The sequence below is a fragment of the Bacillus sp. MBGLi79 genome (assembly GCF_002953915.1).
This window is the reverse complement of the sequence record NZ_CP026521.1, coordinates 4,440,642-4,467,231: the sequence shown is the minus strand read 5'-3', so window position 1 is coordinate 4,467,231 and position 26,590 is coordinate 4,440,642. Positions and strand designations below refer to the sequence as shown.

At 46.0% G+C, this 26,590-nt stretch carries 25 protein-coding genes; 23 read left to right on the top strand and 2 right to left on the bottom strand.

Features of this window, described 5'->3' with window-relative positions:
• Positions 1-11 precede the first annotated feature (11 nt).
• The 21 genes from C1T29_RS22800 (at position 12) to bacF (ending at position 22,615) form a co-directional block, all read left to right on the top strand.
• Positions 12-1,181, top strand: a complete 1,170-nt coding sequence (locus tag C1T29_RS22800) for a DegT/DnrJ/EryC1/StrS family aminotransferase (protein WP_103749236.1) — start codon at positions 12-14, stop codon at positions 1,179-1,181.
• The gene (locus C1T29_RS22795; protein WP_014665816.1) at positions 1,182-2,051 is read left to right on the top strand and encodes a GNAT family N-acetyltransferase; all 870 of its coding nucleotides are present in this window, start codon (positions 1,182-1,184) and stop codon (positions 2,049-2,051) included.
• Positions 2,051-3,172, top strand: coding sequence for an N-acetylneuraminate synthase family protein (locus C1T29_RS22790; protein WP_103749237.1), 1,122 nt, complete (start codon positions 2,051-2,053; stop codon positions 3,170-3,172). The genes C1T29_RS22795 and C1T29_RS22790 overlap by 1 nt, the downstream gene beginning before the upstream one ends.
• On the top strand, positions 3,165-3,887 hold the full coding sequence (locus C1T29_RS22785) for a glycosyltransferase family protein (protein ID WP_103749238.1): 723 nt from the start codon (positions 3,165-3,167) through the stop codon (positions 3,885-3,887). Before C1T29_RS22790 ends, C1T29_RS22785 begins: the two co-directional genes overlap by 8 nt.
• Positions 3,888-3,889: 2 nt before the next feature.
• The gene (locus C1T29_RS22780) at positions 3,890-4,909 is read left to right on the top strand and encodes a PseG/SpsG family protein (RefSeq protein WP_071581876.1); all 1,020 of its coding nucleotides are present in this window, start codon (positions 3,890-3,892) and stop codon (positions 4,907-4,909) included.
• Between the two features lie 24 nt (positions 4,910-4,933).
• A complete protein-coding gene (locus C1T29_RS22775) occupies positions 4,934-5,674 on the top strand; it encodes a sugar phosphate nucleotidyltransferase (RefSeq protein WP_103749239.1) in 741 nt (246 codons plus the stop codon).
• Positions 5,674-6,621 carry a dTDP-glucose 4,6-dehydratase gene (rfbB, locus tag C1T29_RS22770; RefSeq protein ID WP_095431130.1) on the top strand — a complete coding sequence of 316 codons (948 nt, stop codon included), beginning with the start codon at positions 5,674-5,676 and terminating at the stop codon, positions 6,619-6,621. Before C1T29_RS22775 ends, rfbB begins: the two co-directional genes overlap by 1 nt.
• A 13-nt stretch (positions 6,622-6,634) precedes the next feature.
• Entirely contained in the window at positions 6,635-7,486 is an 852-nt protein-coding gene (gene rfbD / locus C1T29_RS22765) for a dTDP-4-dehydrorhamnose reductase (RefSeq protein ID WP_095431131.1), read from the top strand.
• Entirely contained in the window at positions 7,479-7,934 is a 456-nt protein-coding gene (locus C1T29_RS22760; RefSeq protein WP_014665810.1) for a dTDP-4-dehydrorhamnose 3,5-epimerase family protein, read from the top strand. Before rfbD ends, C1T29_RS22760 begins: the two co-directional genes overlap by 8 nt.
• 322 nt (positions 7,935-8,256) lie before the next feature.
• Positions 8,257-8,721: a biofilm surface layer hydrophobin BslB gene (bslB, locus tag C1T29_RS22755; RefSeq protein ID WP_040081494.1), complete on the top strand. Its 465-nt coding sequence runs from the start codon at positions 8,257-8,259 to the stop codon at positions 8,719-8,721.
• Between the two features lie 176 nt (positions 8,722-8,897).
• Entirely contained in the window at positions 8,898-10,172 is a 1,275-nt protein-coding gene (gene rocG, locus C1T29_RS22750; protein WP_095431132.1) for a glutamate dehydrogenase, read from the top strand.
• A 219-nt stretch (positions 10,173-10,391) separates the two neighbouring features.
• Entirely contained in the window at positions 10,392-11,939 is a 1,548-nt protein-coding gene (gene pruA, locus C1T29_RS22745; protein ID WP_069150532.1) for an L-glutamate gamma-semialdehyde dehydrogenase, read from the top strand.
• Positions 11,940-12,012: 73 nt separating this feature from the next.
• Positions 12,013-13,713, top strand: coding sequence for a M20 family metallopeptidase (locus C1T29_RS22740; RefSeq protein WP_095431133.1), 1,701 nt, complete (start codon positions 12,013-12,015; stop codon positions 13,711-13,713).
• Positions 13,713-15,125, top strand: coding sequence for an amino acid permease (locus tag C1T29_RS22735; RefSeq protein ID WP_040081499.1), 1,413 nt, complete (start codon positions 13,713-13,715; stop codon positions 15,123-15,125). Before C1T29_RS22740 ends, C1T29_RS22735 begins: the two co-directional genes overlap by 1 nt.
• 207 nt (positions 15,126-15,332) lie before the next feature.
• Positions 15,333-16,571 carry an MFS transporter gene (locus C1T29_RS22730; RefSeq protein WP_014665803.1) on the top strand — a complete coding sequence of 413 codons (1,239 nt, stop codon included), beginning with the start codon at positions 15,333-15,335 and terminating at the stop codon, positions 16,569-16,571.
• Between the two features lie 151 nt (positions 16,572-16,722).
• Entirely contained in the window at positions 16,723-17,337 is a 615-nt protein-coding gene (gene bacA, locus C1T29_RS22725; RefSeq protein WP_040081502.1) for a prephenate decarboxylase, read from the top strand.
• A complete protein-coding gene (gene bacB / locus C1T29_RS22720; RefSeq protein WP_014665800.1) occupies positions 17,327-18,034 on the top strand; it encodes a 3-((4R)-4-hydroxycyclohexa-1,5-dien-1-yl)-2-oxopropanoate isomerase in 708 nt (235 codons plus the stop codon). The genes bacA and bacB overlap by 11 nt, the downstream gene beginning before the upstream one ends.
• A gap of 2 nt (positions 18,035-18,036) precedes the next feature.
• Positions 18,037-18,798 (top strand): dihydroanticapsin 7-dehydrogenase, encoded by a 762-nt coding sequence (gene bacC, locus C1T29_RS22715; protein WP_141237705.1) that lies wholly within the window; start codon positions 18,037-18,039, stop codon positions 18,796-18,798.
• Positions 18,799-18,815: 17 nt separating this feature from the next.
• Positions 18,816-20,234 (top strand): alanine--anticapsin ligase, encoded by a 1,419-nt coding sequence (gene bacD, locus C1T29_RS22710; RefSeq protein WP_103749240.1) that lies wholly within the window; start codon positions 18,816-18,818, stop codon positions 20,232-20,234.
• Positions 20,231-21,415 carry a bacilysin exporter BacE gene (gene bacE / locus C1T29_RS22705; protein ID WP_103749241.1) on the top strand — a complete coding sequence of 395 codons (1,185 nt, stop codon included), beginning with the start codon at positions 20,231-20,233 and terminating at the stop codon, positions 21,413-21,415. The genes bacD and bacE overlap by 4 nt, the downstream gene beginning before the upstream one ends.
• Positions 21,416-22,615 (top strand): transaminase BacF, encoded by a 1,200-nt coding sequence (gene bacF, locus C1T29_RS22700; RefSeq protein ID WP_103749242.1) that lies wholly within the window; start codon positions 21,416-21,418, stop codon positions 22,613-22,615.
• Between the two features lie 12 nt (positions 22,616-22,627).
• Here the strand turns inward: bacF and bacG are convergent, their stop codons facing one another.
• Positions 22,628-23,407 (bottom strand): NADPH-dependent reductase BacG, encoded by a 780-nt coding sequence (bacG, locus tag C1T29_RS22695; protein WP_103749243.1) that lies wholly within the window; start codon positions 23,405-23,407, stop codon positions 22,628-22,630.
• Between the two features lie 132 nt (positions 23,408-23,539).
• Positions 23,540-24,304 (bottom strand): hydrogen peroxide-dependent heme synthase, encoded by a 765-nt coding sequence (gene hemQ, locus C1T29_RS22690; protein ID WP_003227507.1) that lies wholly within the window; start codon positions 24,302-24,304, stop codon positions 23,540-23,542.
• 269 nt (positions 24,305-24,573) lie between these two features.
• On the opposite strand from hemQ, the gene pta reads away from it, so the two are divergent.
• Together pta and cysL are read left to right on the top strand one after the other, a co-directional pair.
• Positions 24,574-25,545 carry a phosphate acetyltransferase gene (pta, locus tag C1T29_RS22685; RefSeq protein ID WP_071581883.1) on the top strand — a complete coding sequence of 324 codons (972 nt, stop codon included), beginning with the start codon at positions 24,574-24,576 and terminating at the stop codon, positions 25,543-25,545.
• A 145-nt stretch (positions 25,546-25,690) separates the two neighbouring features.
• Entirely contained in the window at positions 25,691-26,590 is a 900-nt protein-coding gene (gene cysL / locus C1T29_RS22680; protein WP_014665792.1) for a cysJI operon transcriptional regulator CysL, read from the top strand.

The window sequence follows — 26,590 nt, the reverse complement described above, 5'->3', positions numbered from 1 at the left end:
AGCGCAAAGAAATGGTGCAAAAGAGAAATCATTTTCTCCCTTACTCATTGCCGTTAATCGGTAAGGAAGAAATTCAGGAGGTTACTGAAACGCTTGAATCGGGATGGCTCTCCAAAGGCCCGAAGGTTCAGCAGTTTGAAAAAGAGTTTGCCGCATTTGCCGGGGCGAAACACGCCGTGGCGGTGAATTCATGTACCGCAGCTTTATTTTTGGCTTTGAAAGCAAAAGGAATCGGTCCTGGGGACGAGGTCATTACCTCTCCGCTTACGTTCAGCTCGACCGCCAATACGATTATTCATACAGGAGCGACGCCTGTGTTTGCGGACATTGACGAAAACACGCTCAATATTGACCCGGTAAAGCTTGAGGCAGCCGTCACACCGCGAACGAAAGCAGTTGTACCTGTCCACTTTGGCGGGCAGTCCTGCGATATGGATGTGATTTTGGCAATTGCCCAAAAACATGGTTTATTCGTGCTGGAGGATGCGGCGCATGCGGTATATACGACTTATAAGCACAGAATGATCGGTTCGATTGGGGATGCGACGGCATTCAGCTTTTACGCCACCAAAAACCTGGCGACAGGGGAAGGCGGCATGCTCACGACAGATGATGAGGAGCTTGCCGATAAGATTCGGGTGCTAAGCCTTCACGGCATGAGTAAAGCCGCATGGAACCGTTATTCTTCAAATGGCAGCTGGTACTATGAAGTCGAATCGCCCGGCTATAAGATGAATATGTTTGATTTGCAGGCGGCTCTTGGACTTCATCAGCTGAAACGGCTGGATGATATGCAGAAACGGAGAGAAGAGATCGCCGGTCGCTATCAAAATGCTTTTCAGCAGATTCCGGGGCTGATCACACCGTTTGTTCATGATGACGGCAGACACGCCTGGCATTTATATGTTCTGCAAGTTGATGAAAAAAAGGCTGGTGTTACGCGAAGCGAAATGATTACGGCTCTAAAGGATGAATACAATATCGGCACGAGCGTTCATTTTATTCCAGTACACATTCATCCGTATTATCAAAAACAATTTGGATTTAAGGAATCGGACTTCCCGAATGCCATGAATTACTATAAACGAACCCTTTCCCTCCCGCTTTATCCGTCAATGTCTGACGACGATGTACATGATGTCATTGAAGCTGTGCGGGATATCGTAAAAGGGGCTGGTTAAGTGTATACGGTAAAAGAACATGTCTCCAAAGAGGCGATTGAGGAATTTCTCCAAAGCAGACAGCTTACATTGGATGTTCCGTATCAATTTTCCCTCGGCCTTTTTGAAAACAGCAGGCTCCAAGGCGTATTGCTTTACGAAGATTCTTTGTGGGAAAGCAAGGTGCTTCAGAAGAAAGTCATGAATGTCAAACTTCTTGCGGCGAACAGCACCGGGCAGCTGAAGAGGCTGTTTGAAGCTTTTTATTCTGTACGCCAAATGGATGAAACGGATTTTATCTTTGTCCGTGTTCCGGCTGAAGATATCGGAGCCGCGCATGTGATACAGCAGCAGCCGTCCTCTTACTTTGTCGGCAGTTTGCTGAAGCTGGCGATGCCTCCGTCTTTTTATGACAAAACCCCGCCATTTTTTGAACTGGGTCCGCCTGAGCCCGGAGACACAGAAGCGATATGTGAGCTGGCCCGAGACTCGTTTACAAAAAGCAGATATTTTCAGGACCCTCATCTCAGCCGCGATGCAGCAAACAACATTTTTCAGGAGTGGACACGAAACAATCTGAATGGAAGGGCGGCGGTTAATATTGTCGCTAAACACAATGGCGAGGTCATCGGTTATCTTCAGGGCTTATCAAGGGATGATGAGTGCATTCTCGATTTGATGGCTGTAAAGCCGGGATTTGAAGGAAAACGTATTGCCTTTCATTTATTGGCGAATCTCATAGAACAACCGGAGACCCAGAAGCATAGAACGGTAACAGCGGGGACGCAGCTTCACAATGTAAGGGCGATCCGCCTTTATGAACGAATGGGCTTCACCGCTGAACAATCGTATTACTATTATCATATTTGGCCGGGCAAGGAGGCGAAATAATGGCAAAGTTTCAGATTGCGAATAAAACTGTAGGGCATGACGCTCCTGTATTTATTATCGCCGAAGCGGGGATTAATCATGACGGGAAGCTTGATCAGGCTTTTGCACTGATAGACGCCGCGGCGGAAGCGGGAGCGGATGCCGTGAAATTTCAAATGTTCCAGGCTGATAGGATGTACCAGAAAGATCCTGGTTTGTACAAAACGGCAGCGGGCAAGGACGTCTCTATTTTTTCTTTGGTTCAATCTATGGAAATGCCCGCTGAGTGGATTTCACCGTTATTGGATTACTGCCGCGAAAAGCAGGTAATCTTTCTAAGCACGGTATGTGACGAAGGGTCAGCTGATCTGCTTCAGTCCACCTCGCCGAGCGCTTTTAAAATCGCATCCTATGAAATTAACCATCTCCCGCTGCTCAAATATGTCGCCCGGCTGAACAGGCCGATGATTTTCTCGACAGCCGGAGCTGAAATCTCTGACGTTCAAGAAGCTTGGAGCACCATCAAGGCAGAGGGAAACAATCAAATTGCCATAATGCATTGTGTGGCGAAATACCCTGCACCGCCGGAGTACAGCAACCTCAGCGTCATTCCGATGCTTGCCGCCGCTTTTCCTGAGGCGGTAATCGGCTTCTCGGATCATAGCGAGAATCCGACAGAAGCGCCGTGTGCCGCGGTTAGGCTTGGAGCAAGACTGATAGAAAAGCATTTTACGATCGATAAAAATCTGCCGGGTGCCGACCACTCGTTTGCGTTAAATCCGGATGAATTGAAAGAAATGGTCGATGGCATCAGGAAAACGGAGGCTGAGCTGAAACAGGGGATCAAAAAGCCGGTCTCTGAAAAACTGCTTGGCAGTTCATACAAAACAACAACTGCCATCGAAGGTGAAATCAGAAATTTTGCATACAGAGGTATTTTTACAACAGCTCCGATTCAAAAAGGTGAAGTCTTTAGTGAAGATAATATCGCAGTGCTTCGGCCCGGACAAAAGCCGCAGGGACTGCATCCGAGATTTTTTGAACTGCTGACCGGCGGTGTTCGGGCTGTAAGAGACATCCCGGCCGACACAGGCATTGCCTGGGATGACATTTTAATGAAGGACAGCCCGTTTCATGAATGACATTCTCTTTATCATTCAAGCGAGAATGGGTTCAACAAGGCTGCCGGGAAAAGTGCTTCGACCGATTGGATCGGATCGTTTACTTGATATTCTCGTTCATCGCGTCCGGAAAAGCGCGTTTTACCAAAAGGATCGGGATAATCTTGTCATTGCCACGTCTGACAAAGAAACCGACGACATATTAGAGGCGCATTGCATCAAACATGGCTATCGCGTTTTCCGCGGGAGCGAAGAACGTGTTCTCGATAGGTTTGTAAAGGTCATAGAGGCTGTCAAACCGTCAGTCATCATCCGGTTAACGGGTGATAATCCGTTTGTCGATCCAGAGCTGCTCGATGTAATGATTAAGGCGCATTTTGATCAAGGCGCGGATTATACGTATATCCTGAATGCCCCATTAGGGATTTGCGGCGAAGTGGTCAACGCCAACCTGTTAATTGACATCAGCCGTATTCAGGCTTTGGAGGATCAATATCAGGAGCATGTCACGTTATATGTGAGAAATCATCCAGCTCTTTATCACGTCCAGTTTTTGGAAGCGCCGGAACGGTTTCGCGCCCCTCGATATCGGCTGACCATTGATACAAAGGAAGACTATGAATCGATAAAGTCCCTCTATCAAAAAGCAGGCGAGCGCCCCGATGTATCAGCCTCTGAGCTCATCAGCATTCTGAACCGAAACTCTGATGCGGCGATCGAACGAGAGGCTGACTAGTCATGAATGTTGGGATCGTTGCAGACGGGGGCTATGAAAAGGGAATGGGCCATGTTGTTCGGATGAAGAGACTTGCGGAAGAACTCAAACAGAGCTGCTTGATTACGTTTTACACGAATCAGGAGTCTGAAGCGTTTCTTCATGCAGAGCATTGGCGTGTCATCGTAAAACCGGAGCTGCAGCAGCACGAATTTATTCTCCGGGAAATAAAAAGCAAGAAGCTTGATTTGCTTTTATTTGATATTCTAGGTGCGCCTGCAGAGCTGTTAAAGAAAATAAAGACGGAAACAGATGCGAAAATTGTTCTCTTTGAAGAGAAAAACGGTAAATCGATTCAATTTAGTGACGCGGTCATTAACGGCATTTACGGTGACATCAGAGGCAGGGTGTACGTTCAGGGAAACACACGCGTCTATGAAGGCCCGGACTATCTTATTCTTCATCCCGCCTTTCAGGCCGCAAGAGGGAATTACACACTTAAGAAAGACTGCCGCACTATCCTTGTTGCATTAGGAGGAAGTGATCCGAAGCAGCTTATTTTTAAAGTGCTGGCTGCCGCTGATCAAGTCCCCGCCATAAAAGACAAAAACATGATGTTTGTGATGGGGAGCGCTTCACCGCATCAAGAGGCAGTCCGAAGGCAGATCGAAAAGAAGCCGCAGTACAAGGTGATCGAACAGACAAATGATATGGCGGGTTTGATGAAACAAGCGGACGCAGCCATTGTCGCCGGCGGCATCTCACTGTATGAAGCCATTTGCATCGGCGTGCCGTGCCTTGTTCTCTCTCAGGTTGAACATCAAACGGCAACAGCCAAAATATTTGCCGGGCAAGGTGCCGCTCTTGATCTTGGCTTGGGTGAGCTTGTACCGGGTGAAACACTCATTTATCAGATGTCGCGCATTGTGAGCAGCTATCCTCTTCGCCTTTCTTTGCACAAAGGAGGAAGGCCGTTCGTGGATGGAAAAGGCATCAAGCGGGTAACAGCTATTCTTCAAGAATTACATGAACAAAAGGTATAAAAATGCATGTAAGGAAGTGTTAATGTGAAAGGTGTTATTTTAGCCGGAGGAAACGGCTCACGCCTTATGCCCTTAACGAAAGCCGTCAACAAGCATTTGCTTCCTGTAGGCCCGTATCCGATGATATACTGGTCGATTATGAAGCTGGAGGAAGCCGGAATAACAGACATTTTACTCATCAGCCAAAAAGAGCATATGCCGCAATTTTATAAACTGCTTGGAAACGGGGAAGAGCTTGGCGTTACAATCACTTATCAGGTACAGCCTGCAGCATCGGGCATTTCGGATGGGCTGTCTTATGCAAAGCGCTTTACGAAAAAAGAGCCTTTCATTTTATTATTAGGTGATAATATATTTGAAGATTCATTAAAGCCTTATACAGAACGCTTTGAACAGCAGGGGAAAGGGGCAAAGGTGCTGCTGAAAGAAGTGGATGACCCGGAACGCTTCGGAATCGCTGAGATTGATGAAGAAAACACACGGATTCGTTCCATCATCGAGAAGCCCAAACAGCCGCCGACCAACCTTTGCGTTACCGGCATTTATATGTATGATGCGGAGGTATTTTCGTATATTGAACAAATATCACCATCAAAGCGAGGCGAGCTGGAAATCACCGATGTGAATAATCTATACATCGAAAACAGCCAGCTTACGTATGATGTGTTACCAGGCTGGTGGGTAGATGCCGGAACTCACGAATCGCTTTATCTCGCTTCCCAGCTTGTACACAAGGCTTTACAGAAAGGACAGGACGAAAAGTGATGGCAAAATCATATTTAATTACGGGCGGGGCCGGCTTCATCGGGCTCACGTTTACAAAGCTCATGCTGAGGGAAACGGATGCGCGCATTACCGTTTTAGATAAACTGACGTACGCCAGCCACCCGGAAGAAATGGAAACATTAAAGCAAAACAGCCGCTTTCGCTTTATAAAAGGGGACATCAGCGTTCAGGATGATATCGACCGCGCGTTTGACGAGACCTATGACGGGGTTATTCACTTCGCTGCAGAATCGCATGTGGACAGAAGCATTTCCCAAGCAGAGCCGTTTATCACCACAAATGTCATGGGGACTTACCGATTGGCGGAAGCGGTTTTGCAAGGCAAAGCCAAGAAGCTGATTCATATTTCAACGGATGAGGTGTACGGAGATTTAGAAGCGGATGATCCAGCATTTACAGAAACGACGCCGCTTTCTCCTAATAATCCTTACTCAGCCAGCAAAGCAAGCTCTGATTTGCTCGTATTGTCTTATGTGAAAACCCACAAGCTTCCGGCGATCATTACACGATGCAGCAACAATTACGGCCCTTATCAGCACAGCGAAAAAATGATTCCGACGATTATCCGTCATGCGAAGCAAGGCCTGCCGGTTCCGCTGTATGGAGATGGACTTCAGATTAGAGATTGGCTGTTTGCGGAGGATCATTGCCGCGCCATCAAGCTGATTTTAGAAAAAGGAACCGTAGGCGAGGTGTATAACATCGGCGGCGGAAATGAACGCACGAATAAAGAGCTTGCGAGCATCATCATGAAGCACCTGGGCTGTGAGGAATTGTTCGCCCACGTGGAAGACCGAAAAGGGCATGACCGGCGCTATGCGATCAATGCATCAAAACTGAAAAACGAACTTGGCTGGCGGCAGGAAGTGCCGTTTAAAGAAGGCATTGCGCGTACGATTCAGTGGTATACAGACAATGACCGATGAGAAGGTGATCTGATTGAAAAAGGTATTGGTGACTGGGGCGGGAGGACAGCTTGGACTGGAACTGTGCCGCCAGCTGAAGCAAGCCGGATACGAGGTCATTGCGTTAACAAAGAAGATGATGAACATTGCTGACCAGCGCTCAGTACGGCATTCGTTTGGCCATTATCAGCCGGATATTGTGGTCAATACCGCCGCGTTTACGTCGGTTGATCAATGTGAGAAAGAGCTTGATAAAGCGTACTTGATCAACGGAATCGGCGCTTATTATACTGCGCTAGAGGCAACCCGCATCGGCGCTCAATATGTTCATATTAGCACGGACTATGTATTCGATGGGAAAGGAAACCAGCCTTACAAGGAAAACGATCCCCTTGATCCAAACACCATCTATGGCAAAAGCAAAAAGCTCGGAGAAGAACTGATTCGTTTGGCAACAAAAGACAGCACGATCATCAGAACATCATGGGTGTACGGACATGGCGGCAGCAATTTCGTTCATACCATGCTGAAGCTTGCTGAAACGAAACAAGAGCTGCGGGTTGTCACCGATCAAATAGGTTCGCCGACTTATACGAAGGATTTAGCAGAAGCGGTCATCAAGCTGTTCAGCCATCCGCCGGGCATCTATCATGTCAGCAATTCAGGCATATGCAGCTGGTATGAGTTTGCGAAGGGGATTATGGAAGAAAGCGGGCTGGCCACAGTCATTTTGCCTGTCACAACAGAGGAATACGGGAACAAAACGCCCCGCCCGGCATACTCTGTGCTGAGCCATCGGGCTATTGAAGAAGCCGGCATCCGCCCCCGCCACTGGCGGGAAGCGTTACGGGAGTATTTGCAGGAAAGGAGCAGTGTGCATGATTGATGGAGTCAAGGTGAAAAAATTGACGAAGCATAGCGATGACAGAGGCTTTTTTGCTGAGCTGGTCCGGGATGATGAGAATCTTCTTGAGCATTTCGGGCAGGCCTCTTGGTCGAAAAGCTATCCGGGTGTGATTAAGGCATTTCATTATCATGAGAAGCAGGATGATCTCTGGTTCTTCCCAACCGGTCACGCTCAGGTTGTCCTCTACGATCTTCGAGACGACTCAAAGACAAAAGGAGAAACGGACGTCTATTATATGGGCGAAGACAACCCGATGCTGTTATTAATCCCAAAAGGGGTGGCCCACGGATACAGAGTGCTGGGAGAAACGCCGCTGACAATTATCTACTTTACCACCATGTCGTATAATCCGGATCAGCCTGATGAAAAAAGAATTCCGTGGAATGATGAGACGATCGGTTTTAACTGGAACACTGAATTCAGATAAAAATAGGAACGTGATCAATCGAAGAGCAGAGGCATCTTCGACTTTTTTTGTCCTTTTTTAAAATAGGATAAAAGATAGAAATAGGAAGGTAGAAGTTACTAGAAAAAGAGTGAGAAATCCTCCATTTGAACCTTGTATAAACAGGAAGGAATTCTCAAGGAACCCAAGTGTTAATATTCCTGAAAAAGCATTTACTTCCATGGAAAATGATGATAGATTAATTTTTAAGAAAAAGAACTGGTAATTCGCGAATTGCAAAAAAACGCTTTTTCTGCAGAGGACGCTCTGGCCAATTTCAACAGTGATTTGAGGAGGAAATGTCATGTTAAAAAGAACTTCATTCGTATCTTCATTATTGATCAGTTCAGCTGTCTTACTATCAATCTTGCTTCCTTCAGGCCAAGCTCATGCACAGTCTGCATCAATCGAGGCAAAAACGATCAACAGCACAAAAGAGTGGACCACTTCTGATATTGAAGTGACATATAAACCAAATGCGGTGCTTTCTCTTGGAGCGGTAGTATTTCAATTTCCTGACGGGTTTCATGCTACGACAAGAGATTCAGTAAATGGAAGAACACTGAAAGAAACACAGATTTTAAACGATGGAAAAACAGTCAGACTCCCGCTTACGCTTGATTTGTTAGGCGCATCCGAATTTGACCTCGTCATGGTGCGTAAAACTCTTCCTCGCGCAGGCACTTACACGATTAAAGGCGATGTAGTAAACGGTTTGGGAATCGGCAGTTTTTATGCTGAAACGCAACTGGTGATTGATCCCCGTTAATCGATAGATTTGTAGTCAGAGACTGAGATGTTTTCAGTCTCTTTTTTTTGTGGATTCAAAAGCTGGTACGGATCTTGCATGATCATATGGTGAATCCAATGAAGAAAGGAATTGGCGGGCTGATTTTTTAAAGCGCTTACATTACAGCCGGCCAAAAAAACAATGAGGTGAAAAAGATGTCAGCAAAGCAAGTCTCAAAAGATGAAGAAAAAGAAGCTCTTAACTTATTTCTGTCTACCCAAACGATCATTAAGGAGGCCATTCGGAAGCTGGGTTATCCGGGCGATATGTATGAACTCATGAAAGAGCCGCAGAGAATGCTCACTGTCCGCATTCCGGTCAAAATGGACAATGGGAGCGTCAAAGTGTTCACAGGCTACCGGTCACAGCACAATGATGCTGTCGGTCCGACAAAGGGGGGCGTTCGCTTCCATCCAGAAGTCAATGAAGAGGAAGTAAAGGCATTATCCATTTGGATGACGCTCAAATGCGGGATTGCCAATCTTCCTTACGGCGGCGGGAAGGGCGGTATCATTTGTGATCCGCGGACAATGTCATTTGGAGAACTGGAAAGGCTGAGCAGGGGGTATGTCCGTGCTATCAGCCAGATCGTCGGTCCGACAAAGGATATTCCAGCTCCAGATGTATACACCAATTCGCAGATTATGGCGTGGATGATGGATGAGTACAGCCGGCTGCGGGAATTCGATTCTCCGGGCTTTATTACAGGCAAGCCGCTCGTTTTAGGCGGATCGCAAGGACGGGAAACGGCGACGGCACAGGGCGTCACGATTTGTATTGAAGAGGCGGTGAAGAAAAAAGGGATCAAGCTGCAAAACGCACGCATCATCATACAGGGCTTTGGAAACGCGGGTAGCTTCCTGGCCAAATTCATGCACGACGCGGGCGCGAAGGTGATCGGGATTTCTGATGCCCATGGCGGGCTCTACAACCCGGACGGCCTTGATATTCCTTATTTGCTCGATAAACGGGACAGCTTCGGCATGGTCACCAACTTATTTACTGACGTCATCACAAATGAGGAACTGCTTGAAAAGGAAGGCGATATTTTAGTGCCTGCCGCGATCTCCAATCAAATCACAGCCAAAAACGCACATAACATTCAGGCGTCAATCGTCGTCGAAGCAGCGAATGGACCGACAACCATTGATGCCACTAAGATCCTAAATGAAAGAGGCGTGCTGCTTGTGCCGGATATCCTGGCGAGTGCCGGCGGCGTCACGGTTTCTTATTTTGAATGGGTGCAGAATAACCAAGGATATTATTGGTCGGAAGAAGAGGTTGCAGAAAAATTGAGAAGCGTCATGGTCAGCTCGTTCGAAACGATTTATCAGACAGCGGCAACGCATAAAGTGGATATGCGCTTGGCGGCTTACATGACGGGCATCAGAAAATCGGCAGAAGCATCGCGATTCCGCGGATGGGTGTAATAGCCGATGCAAAATAATTTTGCGTTTTTCTTTGTGGGAAGGGCAAAAACCGCAAAAATAATTTGCTTTCAAGCTCGGAAAAAGAGAAAGGTGATCACCTGTTAGACAAATTTCTGTTCGATTCAACAAGTTTTTTCAGCAAAAGACAAGAAAATGGCATGATTCTTGCATTTTTATTCATATGCGAAGATATATTTCATAACACGAGGGGGACTACATATGACAGTTACATACGCGCACGAACCATTTACAGATTTTACGGAAGCAATGAATAAAACAGCATTTGGGGAGTCATTGGCCTTTGTAAACACTCAGCTTGGCAAGCATTATCCGCTTGTTATCAATGGAGAAAAAATTGAAACGGACCGCAAAATCATTTCTATTAACCCGGCTAACAAAGAAGAGGTGATTGGGTACGCGTCTACAGCGGATCAAGAGCTTGCTGAAAAAGCGATGCAAGCCGCATTGCAGGCGTTTGAATCCTGGAAAAAACAAAGACCGGAGCACCGCGCGAATATTCTCTTTAAAGCAGCGGCTATTTTGCGCAGAAGAAAGCATGAATTTTCAAGCTATCTTGTGAAGGAAGCGGGAAAACCATGGAAGGAAGCGGATGCGGACACGGCTGAAGCGATAGACTTTTTAGAGTTCTACGCGCGCCAAATGTTAAACCTTAAGGAAGGGGCTCCGGTGAAGAGCCGTGCTGGCGAGTTCAATCAATATCATTACGAAGCGCTTGGCGTCGGCATCGTCATTTCACCATTTAACTTCCCGCTTGCAATTATGGCGGGAACAGCGGCGGCAGCGATTGTGACAGGAAATACGATTCTCTTAAAACCGGCTGACGCAGCACCGGTAGTGGCAGCGAAATTTGTCGAGGTCATGGAGGAAGCGGGCCTGCCAAACGGTGTTCTGAATTACATTCCGGGAGATGGAGCGGAGATCGGTGATTTCTTAGTTGAGCATCCGAAGACACGATTTGTCTCATTTACAGGTTCCCGTGCAGTCGGCTGCCGGATTTATGAGCGAGCCGCCAAAGTGCAGCCGGGCCAAAAATGGCTCAAACGGGTAATTGCTGAGATGGGCGGAAAAGACACAGTGCTTGTCGACAAGGACGCTGATCTTGACCTTGCTGCATCCTCTATCGTGTACTCAGCATTTGGATATTCAGGACAGAAGTGTTCTGCGGGCTCCCGCGCAGTTATCCATCAGGATGTCTATGATGAAGTGGTGGAAAAAGCTGTGGCGCTGACCAAAACGCTGACTGTCGGCAATCCAGAAGATCCTGATACGTATATGGGTCCCGTGATTCATGAAGCATCCTACAACAAAGTGATGAAATACATTGAAATCGGCAAATCTGAGGGCAAGCTATTGGCCGGCGGAGAAGGCGATGATTCAAAAGGCTACTTTATTCAGCCAACGATCTTTGCAGATGTTGATGAAAACGCGCGCTTAATGCAGGAAGAAATTTTCGGCCCGGTTGTTGCGATTTGCAAAGCGCGTGATTTCGATCATATGCTGGAGATTGCCAATAACACGGAATACGGATTAACAGGCGCGCTTCTGACGAAAAACCGTGCGCACATTGAACGGGCGCGCGAGGATTTCCATGTTGGAAACCTATACTTCAACAGAGGCTGCACCGGAGCAATTGTCGGCTATCAGCCGTTCGGCGGTTTTAATATGTCCGGAACAGACTCAAAAGCAGGCGGTCCCGATTACTTAATTCTTCATATGCAAGCCAAAACAACGTCCGAAGCTTTTTGATTTGAGAGAAATCAAATCGTGCGATTCTTGAGCGGATCGCACGATTTCAACTTTTTGATCAGGAGGACAATTTATGCAGTATACAAAAATCAGTCACATGAATCCGGCTGAAAGAGTGGAGGCGCTGACAGCATCTCTGGTCAGCCTCAGCAGTGTGAACGGCACCATTGGAGAAGGGACAAAAGCGGATTTCATCAAAGAAGTGATCACGAGCTATCCTTATTTTCAGGAACACCCGAGTCATGTGTGGGAACAGGCGATTCCCAATGACCCATACAATCGCAAAAATATTTTTGCGTTTATTGAAGGACTTGGAGAAAGCCGAAATACAGTCATTTACCATGCCCATCTTGATACAGTCGGAATTGAAGATTTCGGCCCTTTAAAGGATATCGCTTTTGATTGTGAGAAATTGGCGGAGTATTTCAGCCGCTATGAGTTCGATCAGGATGTTCAGCGGGATGCCAAATCAGGCGATTGGATGTTTGGAAGAGGATCTGTCGATATGCAGAGCGGCATCGCCGTACATTTAGCCAATCTCCTGCATTTTTCGGAGAACCTTGAAACATTGCCGGGAAATGTATTGTTTATGGCAAATCCCGATGAGGAGAGCCAGCATTCGGGCGTGCTCGCCAGCATTTCAGAGCTGAACCGGCTAAAAAAAGAAAAACAGCTTCACTATCTGGCTGCCATTAATACAGATTTTATTACCCCGCTTTACGATGGTGATCAGACAAGATATATCTATACTGGAGCCGCGGGAAAACTACTGCCTTGCTTTTACATTTACGGCCGTGAAGTCCATGTTGGCGATACACTGGCAGGGATTGACCCGAATTTCATTTCAGCTGAAATCACAAGCCGTCTCCACAATAACATTCATCTGGCAGAAAAGGTTGAAGGGGAGTTGGTTCTGCCCCCATCCTGTTTGTATCAGCGTGATAACAAGGAATCCTATAATGTGCAAACGGCTGTCAGCACAAGCTTGTATTTCAATTGTTTTATTTATGAAAGAACAGCAAAAGAAATGATGGATTTGCTTATTGAAGTCACTGAGGAAGCATGCCGAGAAACAGAACAAAAATTATCAGACTATTATGAAGAATATGCAAAAAGAGCCAACCTGCCAAAGAAACATTTATCATGGGGCATCCAAGTGTATAGCCTGGAGCAATACTTAGAAAAGCTGAGAAACCGGGGAATAGACCCCGAACAGTGTATCGAGCAGACATTCAAAGCCAACGAGCACCTAGAACTTCGTATGAGATGCTTTCAGGCAATCGAAGAGCTTCAAAAGCTTGACCCCGATCAAGGCGCAAAAGTCATTCTATTTTACGCACCTCCTTACCTGCCGCATAACTATTTGAAAGAAGATAGCACAAGAGATCAGCTTTTGCAGCATGTGATTAAAGAAGCGGCTGACAAAACCGCTGCATCGACAGGCGAAACATTTGTCTTCAAAAAGTTTTTCCCCTACTTGGCAGACGGCAGTTTCTTATCGCTGCATGAAACCGATGACGAAATTGATTCTTTTATCAGAAACTTCCCTGGGTGGAATATGATTGGAACCATTCCGTTTAAAGACATACGCAAGCTGAATATTCCATCCATTAATATGGGCGTGTATGGAAAAGACGGCCATAAATGGACGGAACGAGTCTATAAACCATACACATTTCATGTATTGCCTTTCCTCATACAACAAACCACCGTCCATCTTTTGCAAAGCTACCGGATGACCATCACGGCAAAAGAATCAAAGGAGGAAGGATGATGCAGAATCATAAAAATGAATTGCAGCGCAGCATGAAAAGCAGGCATTTGTTTATGATTGCTTTGGGAGGGGTGATTGGCACAGGGCTGTTTCTAGGCTCCGGCTTTACCATTAGCCAGGCGGGACCGCTCGGCGCCATTGCCGCGTATATCATCGGCGGATTTTTAATGTATCTCGTCATGCTTTGTTTAGGAGAATTGGCTGTTGCCATGCCGGTGGCCGGATCGTTTCAGGCCTACGCCACTAAATTTCTGGGACCGTCAACAGGTTTTATGATCGGCTGGCTGTATTGGTTCAGCTGGGCGAATACAGTAGGTTTGGAGCTGACGTCAGCAGGCATTTTGATGCAAAGGTGGCTGCCCTCCGTTCCGATTTGGATATGGTGTCTCGTGTTTGGGATTGTCATCTTTTTGATTAATGCGCTGTCTGTCAGAAGCTTTGCAGAAATGGAATTTTGGTTTTCAAGCATCAAAGTGGCGGCGATCATCTTATTTATCGTGATTGGCGGAGCCGCTGTGTTTGGCTTGATTGACTTTAAAGGCGGACACGAAACACCCTTCTTGTCTAACTTTATGACTGACAGGGGACTTTTCCCTAATGGGGTGCTGGCCGTTATGTTTACGCTGGTCATGGTGAATTTCTCCTTTCAGGGCACGGAGCTTGTCGGCATTGCGGCAGGGGAAAGTGAAAGTCCGGAAAAAACACTGCCAAAGTCCATTCGGAATGTCATTTGGCGCACGCTGTTTTTCTTTGTGCTGGCAATGTTCGTCTTGGTCGCCATTCTTCCGTACAAAACGGCGGGCGTTATTGAAAGCCCGTTTGTAGCGGTGCTCGATCAAATCGGCATCCCATTTTCGGCAGATATCATGAACTTTGTCATCTTAACGGCGATTTTATCTGTTGCCAATTCGGGTTTGTATGCGGCGTCGCGCATGATGTGGTCACTTTCATCAAATCAAATGGGCCCCTCCTTTCTCACCAGACTGACAAAAAAAGGCGTGCCGATGAATGCCCTGCTGATTACCCTCGGCATTTCCGGCTGCTCGCTGCTGACAAGTGTCATGGCCGCAGAAACAGTGTATTTATGGTGTATCTCAATCTCGGGCATGGTGACAGTTGTCGCGTGGATGTCCATTTGTGCGTCGCAATTTTTCTTTCGCAGACGTTTCCTCGCTGAAGGCGGAAATGTGAATGATCTGGAGTTCCGAACGCCGCTTTATCCGCTAGTCCCAATTCTCGGATTTTGTTTATACGGATGTGTGTTGATCAGCCTTATTTTCATTCCGGATCAAAGGATCGGCTTGTACTGCGGCGTGCCGATCATTATTTTCTGCTATGCGTACTATCATCTAAGCATCAAAAAGCGTATCAATCATGAACCGGCAGAAAAAGAGCAGGCAGAGGCGCAATAGGAAAAGCTCTCCGGGAGACCGGAGAGCTTTTTGGTATGTTAAAATCAGTTGATTTTCAAAATGAAACGAGGAAATCTATATTGGGATTTAAATGAAAATAATTAAAAATGTAAAGGTTTCGTTCGAATTGTAAATGATGAAAAAACAATGCTAAACTATAATACAACTTTATGATAAGAAGATTATGGAAGAGGTGTTTGAGAAAGAATGAACAGCAATCAAAACAATGACATCAAAACAAAACATCATTTTCCGCTATTGTTAGCACTGGCTTTAACGATGGGGGTATTTGCGGCCGGATCTGAAGAGCTTGTGATCTCACCGCTGCTTCCGGATTTAGCAAAAGCCTTCAGCTCAGATGTCAGTGTCCTTGCATTATCTATCAGTATTTACGGCATTATGATTTTTATCGGTGCGCCGCTTTTGGTTCCATTAGGCGATAAATACTCCAGAGAACTGAGTTTATTGGCCGGGCTCATGATCTTTATCATAGGAACAGTGATATGCGCTTTGAGTCAAAATATCTTTTTCTTCTTTTTAGGCCGGGCGCTTTCGGGATTGGCTGCCGGAGCGTTTGTGCCGACCGCTTACGCCGTTGTCGGTGATCGTGTTCCTTATACATACCGGGGCAAAGTGATGGGGCTGATCGTTTCAAGCTGGTCGCTGGCGCTGATTTTTGGAGTGCCGCTCGGATCATTTATCGGCGGCGTCCTGCATTGGAGATGGACATTTTGGATTTTCGCCTTGATGGGCGTTTTCGTCGTCCTGCTGATTCTCCTTGAAATGCGCCGTCATGCCCAGCATCAAACAAGCGGCGAGGAAGAAAAAGAAGAGCCGGCAGGAACATTCCGGGATGCGCTGAAAGTTCCGCGTGTACCTGTTTATATCACGATAACCTTTTGTAATATGATTGGATTTTACGGTATGTATTCCTTTTTAGGCACCTATCTTCAGGACGTTTTTACCGGAGGAAACACAGCTGCGGGCTTATTTATCATGATTTATGGAATCGGGTTTTCCATGAGTGTCATTACAGGAAAGGTGGCCGACCGCATCGGAAAAATGCGCTCCCTTTTGATTGCCCTGGGGGTCATCAGCGTTCTGCTGGCATGTTTACCATATGCACCGGCGTCAATGTTTCTGTTAATTGTCAGCCTATTTATATGGGGATTAATGCAAAGCTTGACGGTGACGCTGCTCAGCACCATTTTGAGTGATTGCTCAGAGCGTCATCGCGGAAAAATCATGGTGTTTTACAGTCTCGCCTCGAATCTGGCCGTGACATTAGGATCTGCTTTGATGGGACCTGTCTATGTGGCATACGGCTATGCAGCCGTCGGATGGATTTGCGCCGCCATCACAGTGCTCGGATTTGTACTCAGTGTATTCGCATATAAAAAATACGGCAAGCATGAGCAGAAGGCCGATCAGTCCTTATCCCAATAAACAAAGTTTCTAAATTCCTATAATTAAAAACCCTTTTTAAAGGGTTTTTTTGTTTGTATGGGAACAATTATCAATATTTTCAAAAAACATTGACAGTTCAATTTCCGCTGGATAAAATTTACTTAAAATTTTAAAAGATTGGTTGGTGCTCATGATTATATTGGATAATAGCATTCAGACAAAAAAAAGAACTGATTCACTATCCAAACTCATTACAGTCAACACGCTCGGCCCTGAGGGGACAAGCAGTGAGTACGCAGCAAAGCATTTCATTTCCAATTTTACTCTTCTACAAGGGCTGAACAGTAAATTGTCCTTGCATGATACTTTTGAATCATGCATTGAAAGGACACTCCAAAGCCCGCTGGAATATACCATCGTCCCACACGCTTATGACGGCATTAAGCATTTCTACATGAGGCCGGATTTGCAGCTATTGCAGATCTTCAGGTGCGATACACCGATGTACGGCCTGGCTGTTCGTCCTGATTTTGAATTCAGAGACGATATGCTTGATACATCTGTTGTTGTTTCACATCCATCACCTATTAATCTAATCAAATATTTTACCCGCAAAGATGTACGTTTCAAACTGGTCAATTCGACCAGCCAAGCTGCAAGAAAAGTAAAAGAAGGCTTGTATGATATTGCCTTAACCAATGAGCTTGCAAGGCAAAAGTACGGGCTAACCTTTGTAAAAACATTCAAAAGCATTCCAATGAGCTGGTCATTATTTGGAAAAGGAGACGTTGATGATGAAAACTAAAGAAGATATGCAGGAGCTTTATTTCCCGACTCCGAAATTAATTGAATGGGAAAACGGAGTGAGGCAGTATTCAACCGTACGAGGGGATACTGAAGTATTAATGTCTTACGTCCCGCCGCATACCAATGTTGAACCCCATCAGCATAAGGAGGTCCAAATCGGCATGGTCGTTTCCGGAGAGCTGATGATGACTGTCGGAGATGTGACAAGAAAAATGACAGCCTTGGAATCTGCCTATATCGCGCCGCCGCATGTGCCTCACGGGGCAAGAAACGACACAGACCAAGAAGTGATTGCTATTGATATCAAGCGGCTGAAAGCTGATGAAACGTATACAAGTCCTGAGGACTATTTTTTGGATATTTTCAAAACAAGAGACCTGCTGCCGGGCATGGAAGTCACGTTTTTTGTTGAGGATTGGGTAGAGATTATGCTTGCCAAAATCCCTGGAAACGGCGGAGAAATGCCTTTCCATAAACATCGCAATGAACAAATCGGCATCTGCATCGGCGGCGGCTATGACATGACGGTCGAAGGCTGCACAGTCGGGATGGAATTCGGCACAGCTTATTTCTGTGAGCCTCGCGAAGATCATGGTGCCATCAACCGTTCAGAAAAAGAATCAAAATCGATTAATATCTTCTTCCCGCCGCGCTATAACAGGGCAAAAGCAAAAAAAATGAAGGCGGATGAATAATCATGAACCTCACCGATAAAACCGTCCTCATAACAGGAGGCGCATCAGGGATTGGTTATGCGGCGGTTCAGGCTTTTTTGAACCAGCAGGCCAATGTGGTTGTGGCGGATATTGACGAGAAGCAGGGAGAAGCAATGGTCCGGAAAGAAAATAATGACAGGCTGCACTTTGTGCAAACGGACATTACAGACGAAGCTGCCTGTCAGCACGCTGTTGAATCGGCGGTCGATACATTTGGCGGGCTGGATGTATTGATTAATAATGCAGGCATCGAAATCGTGGCGCCCATTCACGAGATGGAGCTCAGCGATTGGAACAAGGTGCTGCAAGTCAATTTGACCGGCACGTTTTTAATGAGCAAACACGCACTCAAGCATATGCTGGCTGCCGGCAAGGGCAACATCATTAATACATGCTCAGTCGGCGGACTCGTGGCATGGCCAGATATTCCTGCCTATAATGCCAGCAAAGGCGGCGTTTTGCAGCTGACTAAATCAATGGCCGTTGATTATGCGAAGCATCAAATTCGCGTGAACTGCGTATGTCCAGGGATTATCGACACACCGCTGAATGAAAAATCATTCCTTGAAAATAATGAAGGCACACTTGAAGAGATCAAAAAAGAAAAGGCAAAGGTAAATCCGCTGCTGAGGCTGGGGAAACCCGGAGAAATCGCAAATGTGATGCTGTTTTTAGCCTCGGATTTATCAAGCTATATGACCGGAAGCGCCATCACCGCAGACGGAGGATACACCGCACAATAGAGAAGGAGTGTTTACATATGGAGAGAAAAACAGTATTGGTCATTGCTGATCTTGGAGGCTGCCCGCCGCACATGTTTTATAAAAGCGCTGCTGAAAAATATAACCTGGTCAGCTTTATTCCAAGGCCTTTTGCAATTACAGCCTCCCACGCAGCATTGATTGAAAAATACTCGGTCGCGGTCATAAAAGATAAAGACTATTTTAAGAGTTTAGCTGATTTTGAGCATCCTGATTCTATTTACTGGGCGCATGAGGACCATGACAAGCCTGAAGAAGAGGTTGTCGAGCAAATCGTCAAGGTTGCCGAAATGTTTGGGGTGGATGCCATCACAACAAACAATGAATTATTCATTGCCCCGATGGCGAAAGCCTGTGAACGTCTGGGCCTGAGAGGTGCCGGCGTCCAGGCAGCCGAAAATGCCAGAGATAAAAATAAAATGAGAGACGCTTTTAATAAGGCTGGCGTCAAATCAATCAAAAACAAACGTGTCACAACTCTTGAGGATTTCCGTGCCGCACTTGAAGAGATCGGCACACCTCTTATTTTAAAGCCTACATACTTAGCGAGTTCAATCGGCGTCACGCTGATTACGGACACTGAGACGGCAGAAGCAGAATTTAATAGAGTCAATGACTATCTGAAGTCGATTAACGTGCCAAAGGCGGTTACGTTTGAAGCGCCGTTTATCGCTGAAGAATTTTTACAGGGTGAGTATGGAGACTGGTATCAAACAGAGGGGTACTCCGACTATATCAGCATCGAAGGCATCATGGCCGACGGTGAGTATTTCCCGATCGCCATTCATGACAAAACGCCGCAAATCGGATTTACAGAAACATCCCACATTACGCCGTCCATTCTGGATGAAGAGGCGAAAAAGAAAATTGTCGAAGCCGCCAAAAAGGCAAATGAAGGTCTTGGCCTGCAAAATTGCGCAACACATACAGAGATCAAGCTAATGAAAAACAGAGAACCGGGTTTAATTGAATCGGCAGCCAGATTCGCTGGCTGGAATATGATCCCTAATATTAAAAAGGTTTTCGGCCTTGATATGGCGCAATTATTATTAGATGTCCTTTGTTTCGGAAAAGACGCCGATCTGCCTGACGGATTATTGGATCAAGAGCCTTACTATGTTGCCGATTGCCATTTGTACCCGCAGCATTTCAAACAAAATGGCCAGATTCCAGAAACTGCTGAGGATTTGGTCATTGAAGCGATCGATCTGCCTGACGGGCTTTTAAAAGGGGATACTGAAATCGTTTCTTTTTCGGCCGCAGCGCCAGGCACTTCAGTTGATTTGACACTGTTCGAAGCTTTCAACTCCATCGCTGCATTCGAACTGAAAGGCAGCAATTCACAGGATGTGGCTGAATCAATCAAACAAATTCAGCAGCATGCAAAGCTGACGGCAAAGTATGTGCTGCCAGTATGAAACAGCTGAAGCCAAACTCTAAGTACTTGCTTTACGGGCAGGCGCTGTCGTTTATGGGAGACTATTGTGTTCTCCCAGCCCTGCTCATTTTGTCTACATATTATCACGATTACTGGGTGACGTCCGGGGTCATCGTGGTCAGAAGCATTCCGATGGTGTTCCAGCCGTTTTTGGGGGTTCTGGTCGACCGGTTAGACAGAATTAAGATCATGCTGTGGACGGATATCATCAGAGGCATCATTTTTTTGGGGCTCACATTTCTTCCAAAAGGCGAGTATCCCCTCATTTTTCTGGCTCTGCTGTTTATTTCTTATGGAAGCGGCGTGTTTTTTAATCCGGCCCGTCTTGCTGTCATGTCGTCCTTGGAATCAGATATTAAAAGCATCAACACGTTATTTGCAAAAGCGACAACCATCTCCATTATCGTCGGGGCGGCTGCCGGAGGGCTCTTTCTGTTAGGCGGATCTGTGGAGCTGGCTGTGGCCTTTAACGGTGTGACATACCTGATTTCGGCATTTTTTATCAGCCGTATCAAGCTGCAATTTGTGCCGATTCAATCTGAAAACATCAAAGAGGCCTTTCAGTCTTTTAAAGAAGGACTCAAGGAAATCAAAAGCAATGCATTCGTATTAAACGCCATGTTTACGATGATTACAATGGCTGTGCTGTGGGGAATTGTGTACAGCTATTTTCCGATTGTCAGCCGCTTTCTTGGTGATGGGGAAATCGGCAACTTTATCCTCACATTCTGCATCGGCTTCGGCGGCTTTATCGGGGCGGCGCTTGTCAGCAAATGGGGCTTTAACAACAATAGAGGCCTGACGTACTTTACCGTTTTATCGATTGTTTCGCTGGCGATGTTTTTATTCACGCCGATATTCGCTGTTTCTATCATCGCGGCGATCCTCTTTTTCATCGCGATGGAATACGGGGAAGTGCTTGCAAAGGTGAAGGTTCAGGAGAATGCGGCAAACCAGATTCAAGGGCGCATTTTTTCAGTAGCCGAAGCGTCTATCGGATTATGCATTTCTGTTGGTTCAATGTTAATCAACGTCTTCAGTGCTCCGGTCATTATGGGGCTGATTGTTGTGATTGTATGCGGATTGTTTTTGCATACGAAGCTCGTCAACAAATCGTTTTTGGAACGGGATAACAAAACGGAGCAAAAAGGAGTCTTTTAGATGGAAATAACACCGTCCGATGTCATCAAGACACTTCCAAGGCAGGAGTTTTCTCTCGTTTTTCAAAAGGTAAAGGAATTGGAAAAAACGGGGGCCCACATCATTAATCTCGGTCAAGGAAACCCTGACCTTCCCACTCCGCCGCATATTGTCGAGGCTTTGCGGGAGGCGTCTCTGAATCCTTCGTTTCATGGATACGGCCCATTCAGAGGTTATCCTTTTTTGAAGGAAGCAATCGTTGCGTTCTATAAAAGAGAATACGGCGTGACAATCAATCCTGAAACGGAGGTCGCGCTTTTCGGAGGCGGGAAAGCCGGTTTGTATGTGCTAACACAATGTCTGCTCAATCCGGGAGACATCGCTTTAGTCCCGAATCCAGGCTACCCTGAATATTTATCAGGGATTACGATGGCGCGAGCTGAGCTGTACGAAATGCCGCTGTATGAAGAAAATGGCTATCTGCCGGATTTTGAAAAGATTGATCCAGCCGTGCTGGAAAAAGCGAAGCTTATGTTTTTAAACTATCCGAACAACCCTACTGGAGCTGTGGCCGATGCGGCTTTTTATGCAAAAGCGGCTGCTTTTGCGAAAGAGCATCATATCCATTTGATTCATGACTTTGCATACGGGGCGTTTGAATTCGATCAAAAACCGGCCAGCTTTCTTGAGGCAGAGGATGCCAAGGCTGTCGGAGCAGAGCTTTATTCATTTTCAAAAACATTTAATATGGCAGGCTGGAGAATGGCGTTTGCGGTTGGGAATGAAAAGATCATTCAGGCCGTCAATGAATTTCAGGATCATGTATTTGTCGGCATGTTCGGCGGGCTGCAGCAGGCGGCGAGTGCGGCGCTTTCCGGAGATCCGGAGCAAACGGAATCGCTGAAACGAATTTATAAAGAACGAATTGACTTTTTTACGGCGCTTTGCGAAAAGGAATTGGGCTGGAAGATGGAGAAGCCAAAAGGAACCTTTTACGTATGGGCTGAAATTCCGAATACGTTTGAGACATCTCACCAATTTTCCGATTACTTGCTGGAGCATGCCCATGTCGTAGTCACACCGGGCGAAATTTTCGGAAGCAACGGAAAAAGGCATGTCAGAATCTCAATGGTGTCGAAGCAGGAGGATCTGCGGGAATTTGTCATGCGGATTCAAAAACTGAACCTGCCGTTCGGGTCATTACAAGAAACATCCCGCTAAGCGGGATGTTTTTTATATGCTTTTCATGCTGCCGCCATCAGCGGAAATTTGCTGTCCTGTGATGTAGGAGGCTTCCTCAGAGGCAAGAAACGCGGCGAGCGCTGCGGTTTCTTCGGCTGATCCGACCCGTTTCATCGGAATCCCGGAAGCGATCTGTTCCACTGCTTCCTGTTTGGATATGCTGTTTTTTTTCATCACATTTTCCACAAATTGATGATAACGGTCCGTAGCGATAAAACCAGGGTTCAGGCAGTTGACTGTAATGTTGTGAGGAGCAAGCTGGATAGAAATGTTTTTACTGGCGTTAATTAAAGCGGCATTCATCATACTGTTTGTGAACATGTTGGCCCCGGGTTCTTTCCACAGATTTCCGACAATGTTGATGATTCTGCCAAACTCATTTTGTTTCATCAGTGAGGAAGCACGCTTGATAGCGTCAATATAGGCAACGGTCTTTTGTGTGAACGTGGCTGTCATATCCTCTATATTGCAGTTATCAAATGTGTCAGGCGCGCCGCCCGGTATATTATTAATCAGAACATCAAGCCGTCCGCATTGAGATTCGATTTCCTGAAAAATGCCCGCTCTCGTATGCTGGTCAGACATATCCCCCGCAAGGACAATGACGCTCGCCTCAGGATGCTTGGCCAAAATATCTTCTTTGACAGATTCGATATTATCCAAATTTCGTGAATTAATGACGAGGGAAAAATGCTGGTCTGCTAATTTCAGAGCGATTGCTTTCCCGATCCCTTGACTGGCTCCCATAACAAATGCGGTTCGTTTTGACAAATCACTGCACCCCTTTGAAAAAATTGGATTATTACCTACATCGTAAGAAAAAACGGAGAAAATAGCAAATTTTATTTAAATTCTGATAAAGGTGGATTGAAAAACTCCCGCCGGATAGGGCGGGAGGGGATATTATACATATAGGAATTGAGGAAGTGTATCAAGCGAAAGGTGATTGCCGACAAAGAATGAACCGAATTCACCATAACGGGCGCTGACTTCGTCAAAACGCATTTCATACACAAGCTTCTTGAATTGAAGGACATCATCGCTGAATAATGTAACGCCCCACTCGTAGTCGTCAAAGCCGACAGAGCCAGTGATGATCTGTTTGACTTTCCCCGCATAGCTGCGGCCGATTAAGCCATGGCTTCTCATCAAGTTTCTGCGTTCTTCCATAGAAAGCATGTACCAGTTGTCATTGCCGGATCTTCTTTTATCCATTGGATAGAAGCATACATATTTAGATTCCGGCAGTTCAGGGTATAGGCGCGCGCGCACATGCGGATTTTCGTAAGGATCGCCGTCACCGCTTGCCAAGTAGTTGCTAAGCTCTACCACTGATACGTAGGAGTATGCCGGAATGGTGAACTCAGCAAGTCTTGATTTGTTGAATTCAAGCTCGATTTGATTTAATTCTTCCATTGTAGGACGAAGGATCATCAGCATAAAATCAGCTTTTTGGCCGACGATGCTGTAAAGAGTTTGCGATCCTTTTCCTTCTTTTTGAGCTACGCCCCATTTTTCAAGCAACCCGGTGAATTCGTGTATGATAGATTGGCGCTCATCACTGGACAGCAGCTTCCAGGATGTCCAGTCCATTGTGCGGAAATCATGAAGCGCATACCAGCCGTCAAGCGTTTTTGCCGCTTCATTCGTCATTTGCTGTTCACTCATTTATCTTCACTCCTATTATCTTTTCATGATTGCCTTCACTATACCATAGTTTATCCGATTCTACTGTGGAGAAACCTTGAACATCCCTTCCGTATAACTCCATCAAAATAGAAGAACCTATAAGGGAAGAGTGAGTCACTTAAATTAGTTAGAAAAATAAGATTTCTTTATGAAAGCGCTATAATGAAAGTTGGCTGTTTGAATTTGATTGGAAGAAGAGTATGCTAGTAAAAGAAAGCGTTTTTGTAACTTTTTGAGGAGGTTTTATTGTGGCAGATTTATTTTCAACAGTGCAAGAAAAGGTAGCTGGAAAAGACGTTAAAATTGTATTTCCTGAAGGCTTAGACGAGCGTATTTTAGAAGCGGTCAGCAAGCTTGCAGGAAACAAAGTGCTGAATCCGATTGTGATCGGCAATGAAAATGAGATCCAAGCAAAAGCAAAAGAATTGAATCTTACGCTGGACGGCGTTAAGATTTATGATCCTCATACATATGAAGGCATGGAAGACCTTGTACAAGCATTCGTAGAACGCCGCAAAGGCAAAGCGACAGAAGAACAGGCTCGTAAAGCATTATTAGACGAGAACTACTTCGGTACAATGCTGGTGTATAAAGGCCTTGCAGACGGACTCGTAAGCGGAGCGGCTCACTCAACTGCTGACACTGTCCGCCCGGCTCTTCAAATCATCAAAACAAAAGAAGGCGTGAAAAAGACTTCCGGCGTGTTCATCATGGCTCGCGGAGAAGAGCAATACGTATTCGCAGATTGCGCGATCAACATTGCGCCTGACAGCCAAGATCTTGCCGAGATTGCGATTGAAAGTGCCAACACGGCAAAAATGTTCGACATTGAGCCTCGCGTGGCAATGCTCAGCTTCTCTACAAAAGGCTCAGCAAAATCTGATGAAACAGAAAAAGTAGCGGATGCTGTGAAAATCGCGAAAGAAAAAGCGCCTGAACTGACACTTGACGGCGAATTCCAATTTGATGCCGCATTTGTTCCATCTGTAGCTGAGAAAAAAGCGCCGGATTCTGATATCAAAGGGGACGCTAACGTATTCGTATTCCCAAGCCTTGAAGCAGGAAACATCGGCTATAAAATCGCTCAGCGATTGGGCAACTTTGAAGCGGTAGGACCAATCCTGCAAGGCTTAAATATGCCTGTGAACGACCTTTCAAGAGGATGTAACGCTGAAGATGTTTACAATCTCGCATTAATTACAGCGGTGCAAGCACTGTAATAAAAATGAAGACGATGGCAGCTCTCGACTGAGGGCTGCCTTTTTTGCGCTTCCGTATAGCCTTCTTTACCAAGACGGATGATATGAGTACAATAAAGAAAACTAATCATAACCATATATTTCATTAATGACAGGGGTGGGGTTTTTGTATTACGACGTGCTGAAAACATTTATAGCGGTGGTAGAAGAAAAAAACTTCACAAAAGCGGCGGAAAAGCTGATGATCTCCCAGCCCAGCGTCAGTCTGCATATCAAAAATCTTGAGAAAGAATTTCAAACGGCTCTTCTGAACAGGTCGCCAAAACACTTTACGACAACGCCGACAGGAGACATTTTATATCAAAGAGCAAAGCAAATGGTGTTTCTCTACGAACAAGCCAAGGCTGAAATCTATGCGCATCATCACTATGTGAAGGGTGAATTGAAAATCGCTGCAAGCTTTACAATCGGAGAGTATATTCTTCCGCCGCTATTGGCCCAGCTGCAAAAGCTGTATCCAGAGCTGAATCTCGATGTCATGATTGGCAATACAGAGGAGGTCAGCGAGCGTGTGCGGATGCTTCAGGCTGATATCGGGCTGATCGAAGGACATACAAACGAGAATGAGCTGGAAATTGAGCCGTTCATGGAGGATGAAATGTGCATTGCCGCTCCAAATCAGCACCCGCTGGCCGGACGAAGAGATATTTCAATCAGCGACTTGCAAAACGAAGCGTGGGTGACAAGGGAGAAAGGCTCCGGGACGAGAGAATTTCTCGATCATGTGCTCAGTTCAAATGGACTTCGGCCGAAATCAATGTTCACCATCAGCAGCAACCAAGGTGTAAAGGAAGCGGTGATCAGCGGCATGGGACTCTCGGTTCTATCCAGAAGCGTGCTCCATAAGGATTTGATTCACCGCGACATTTCAATTCTGCATATTAAAGATTTCTCGTTAAAGCGCAAGCTGTCTTACATCCATTCTCCTCTCATGGAGAATACCAAAAACAAAGAAATTTTTATTACGATGCTGAAAAGCAATTATCAATCGCAGCGACTGAAATGA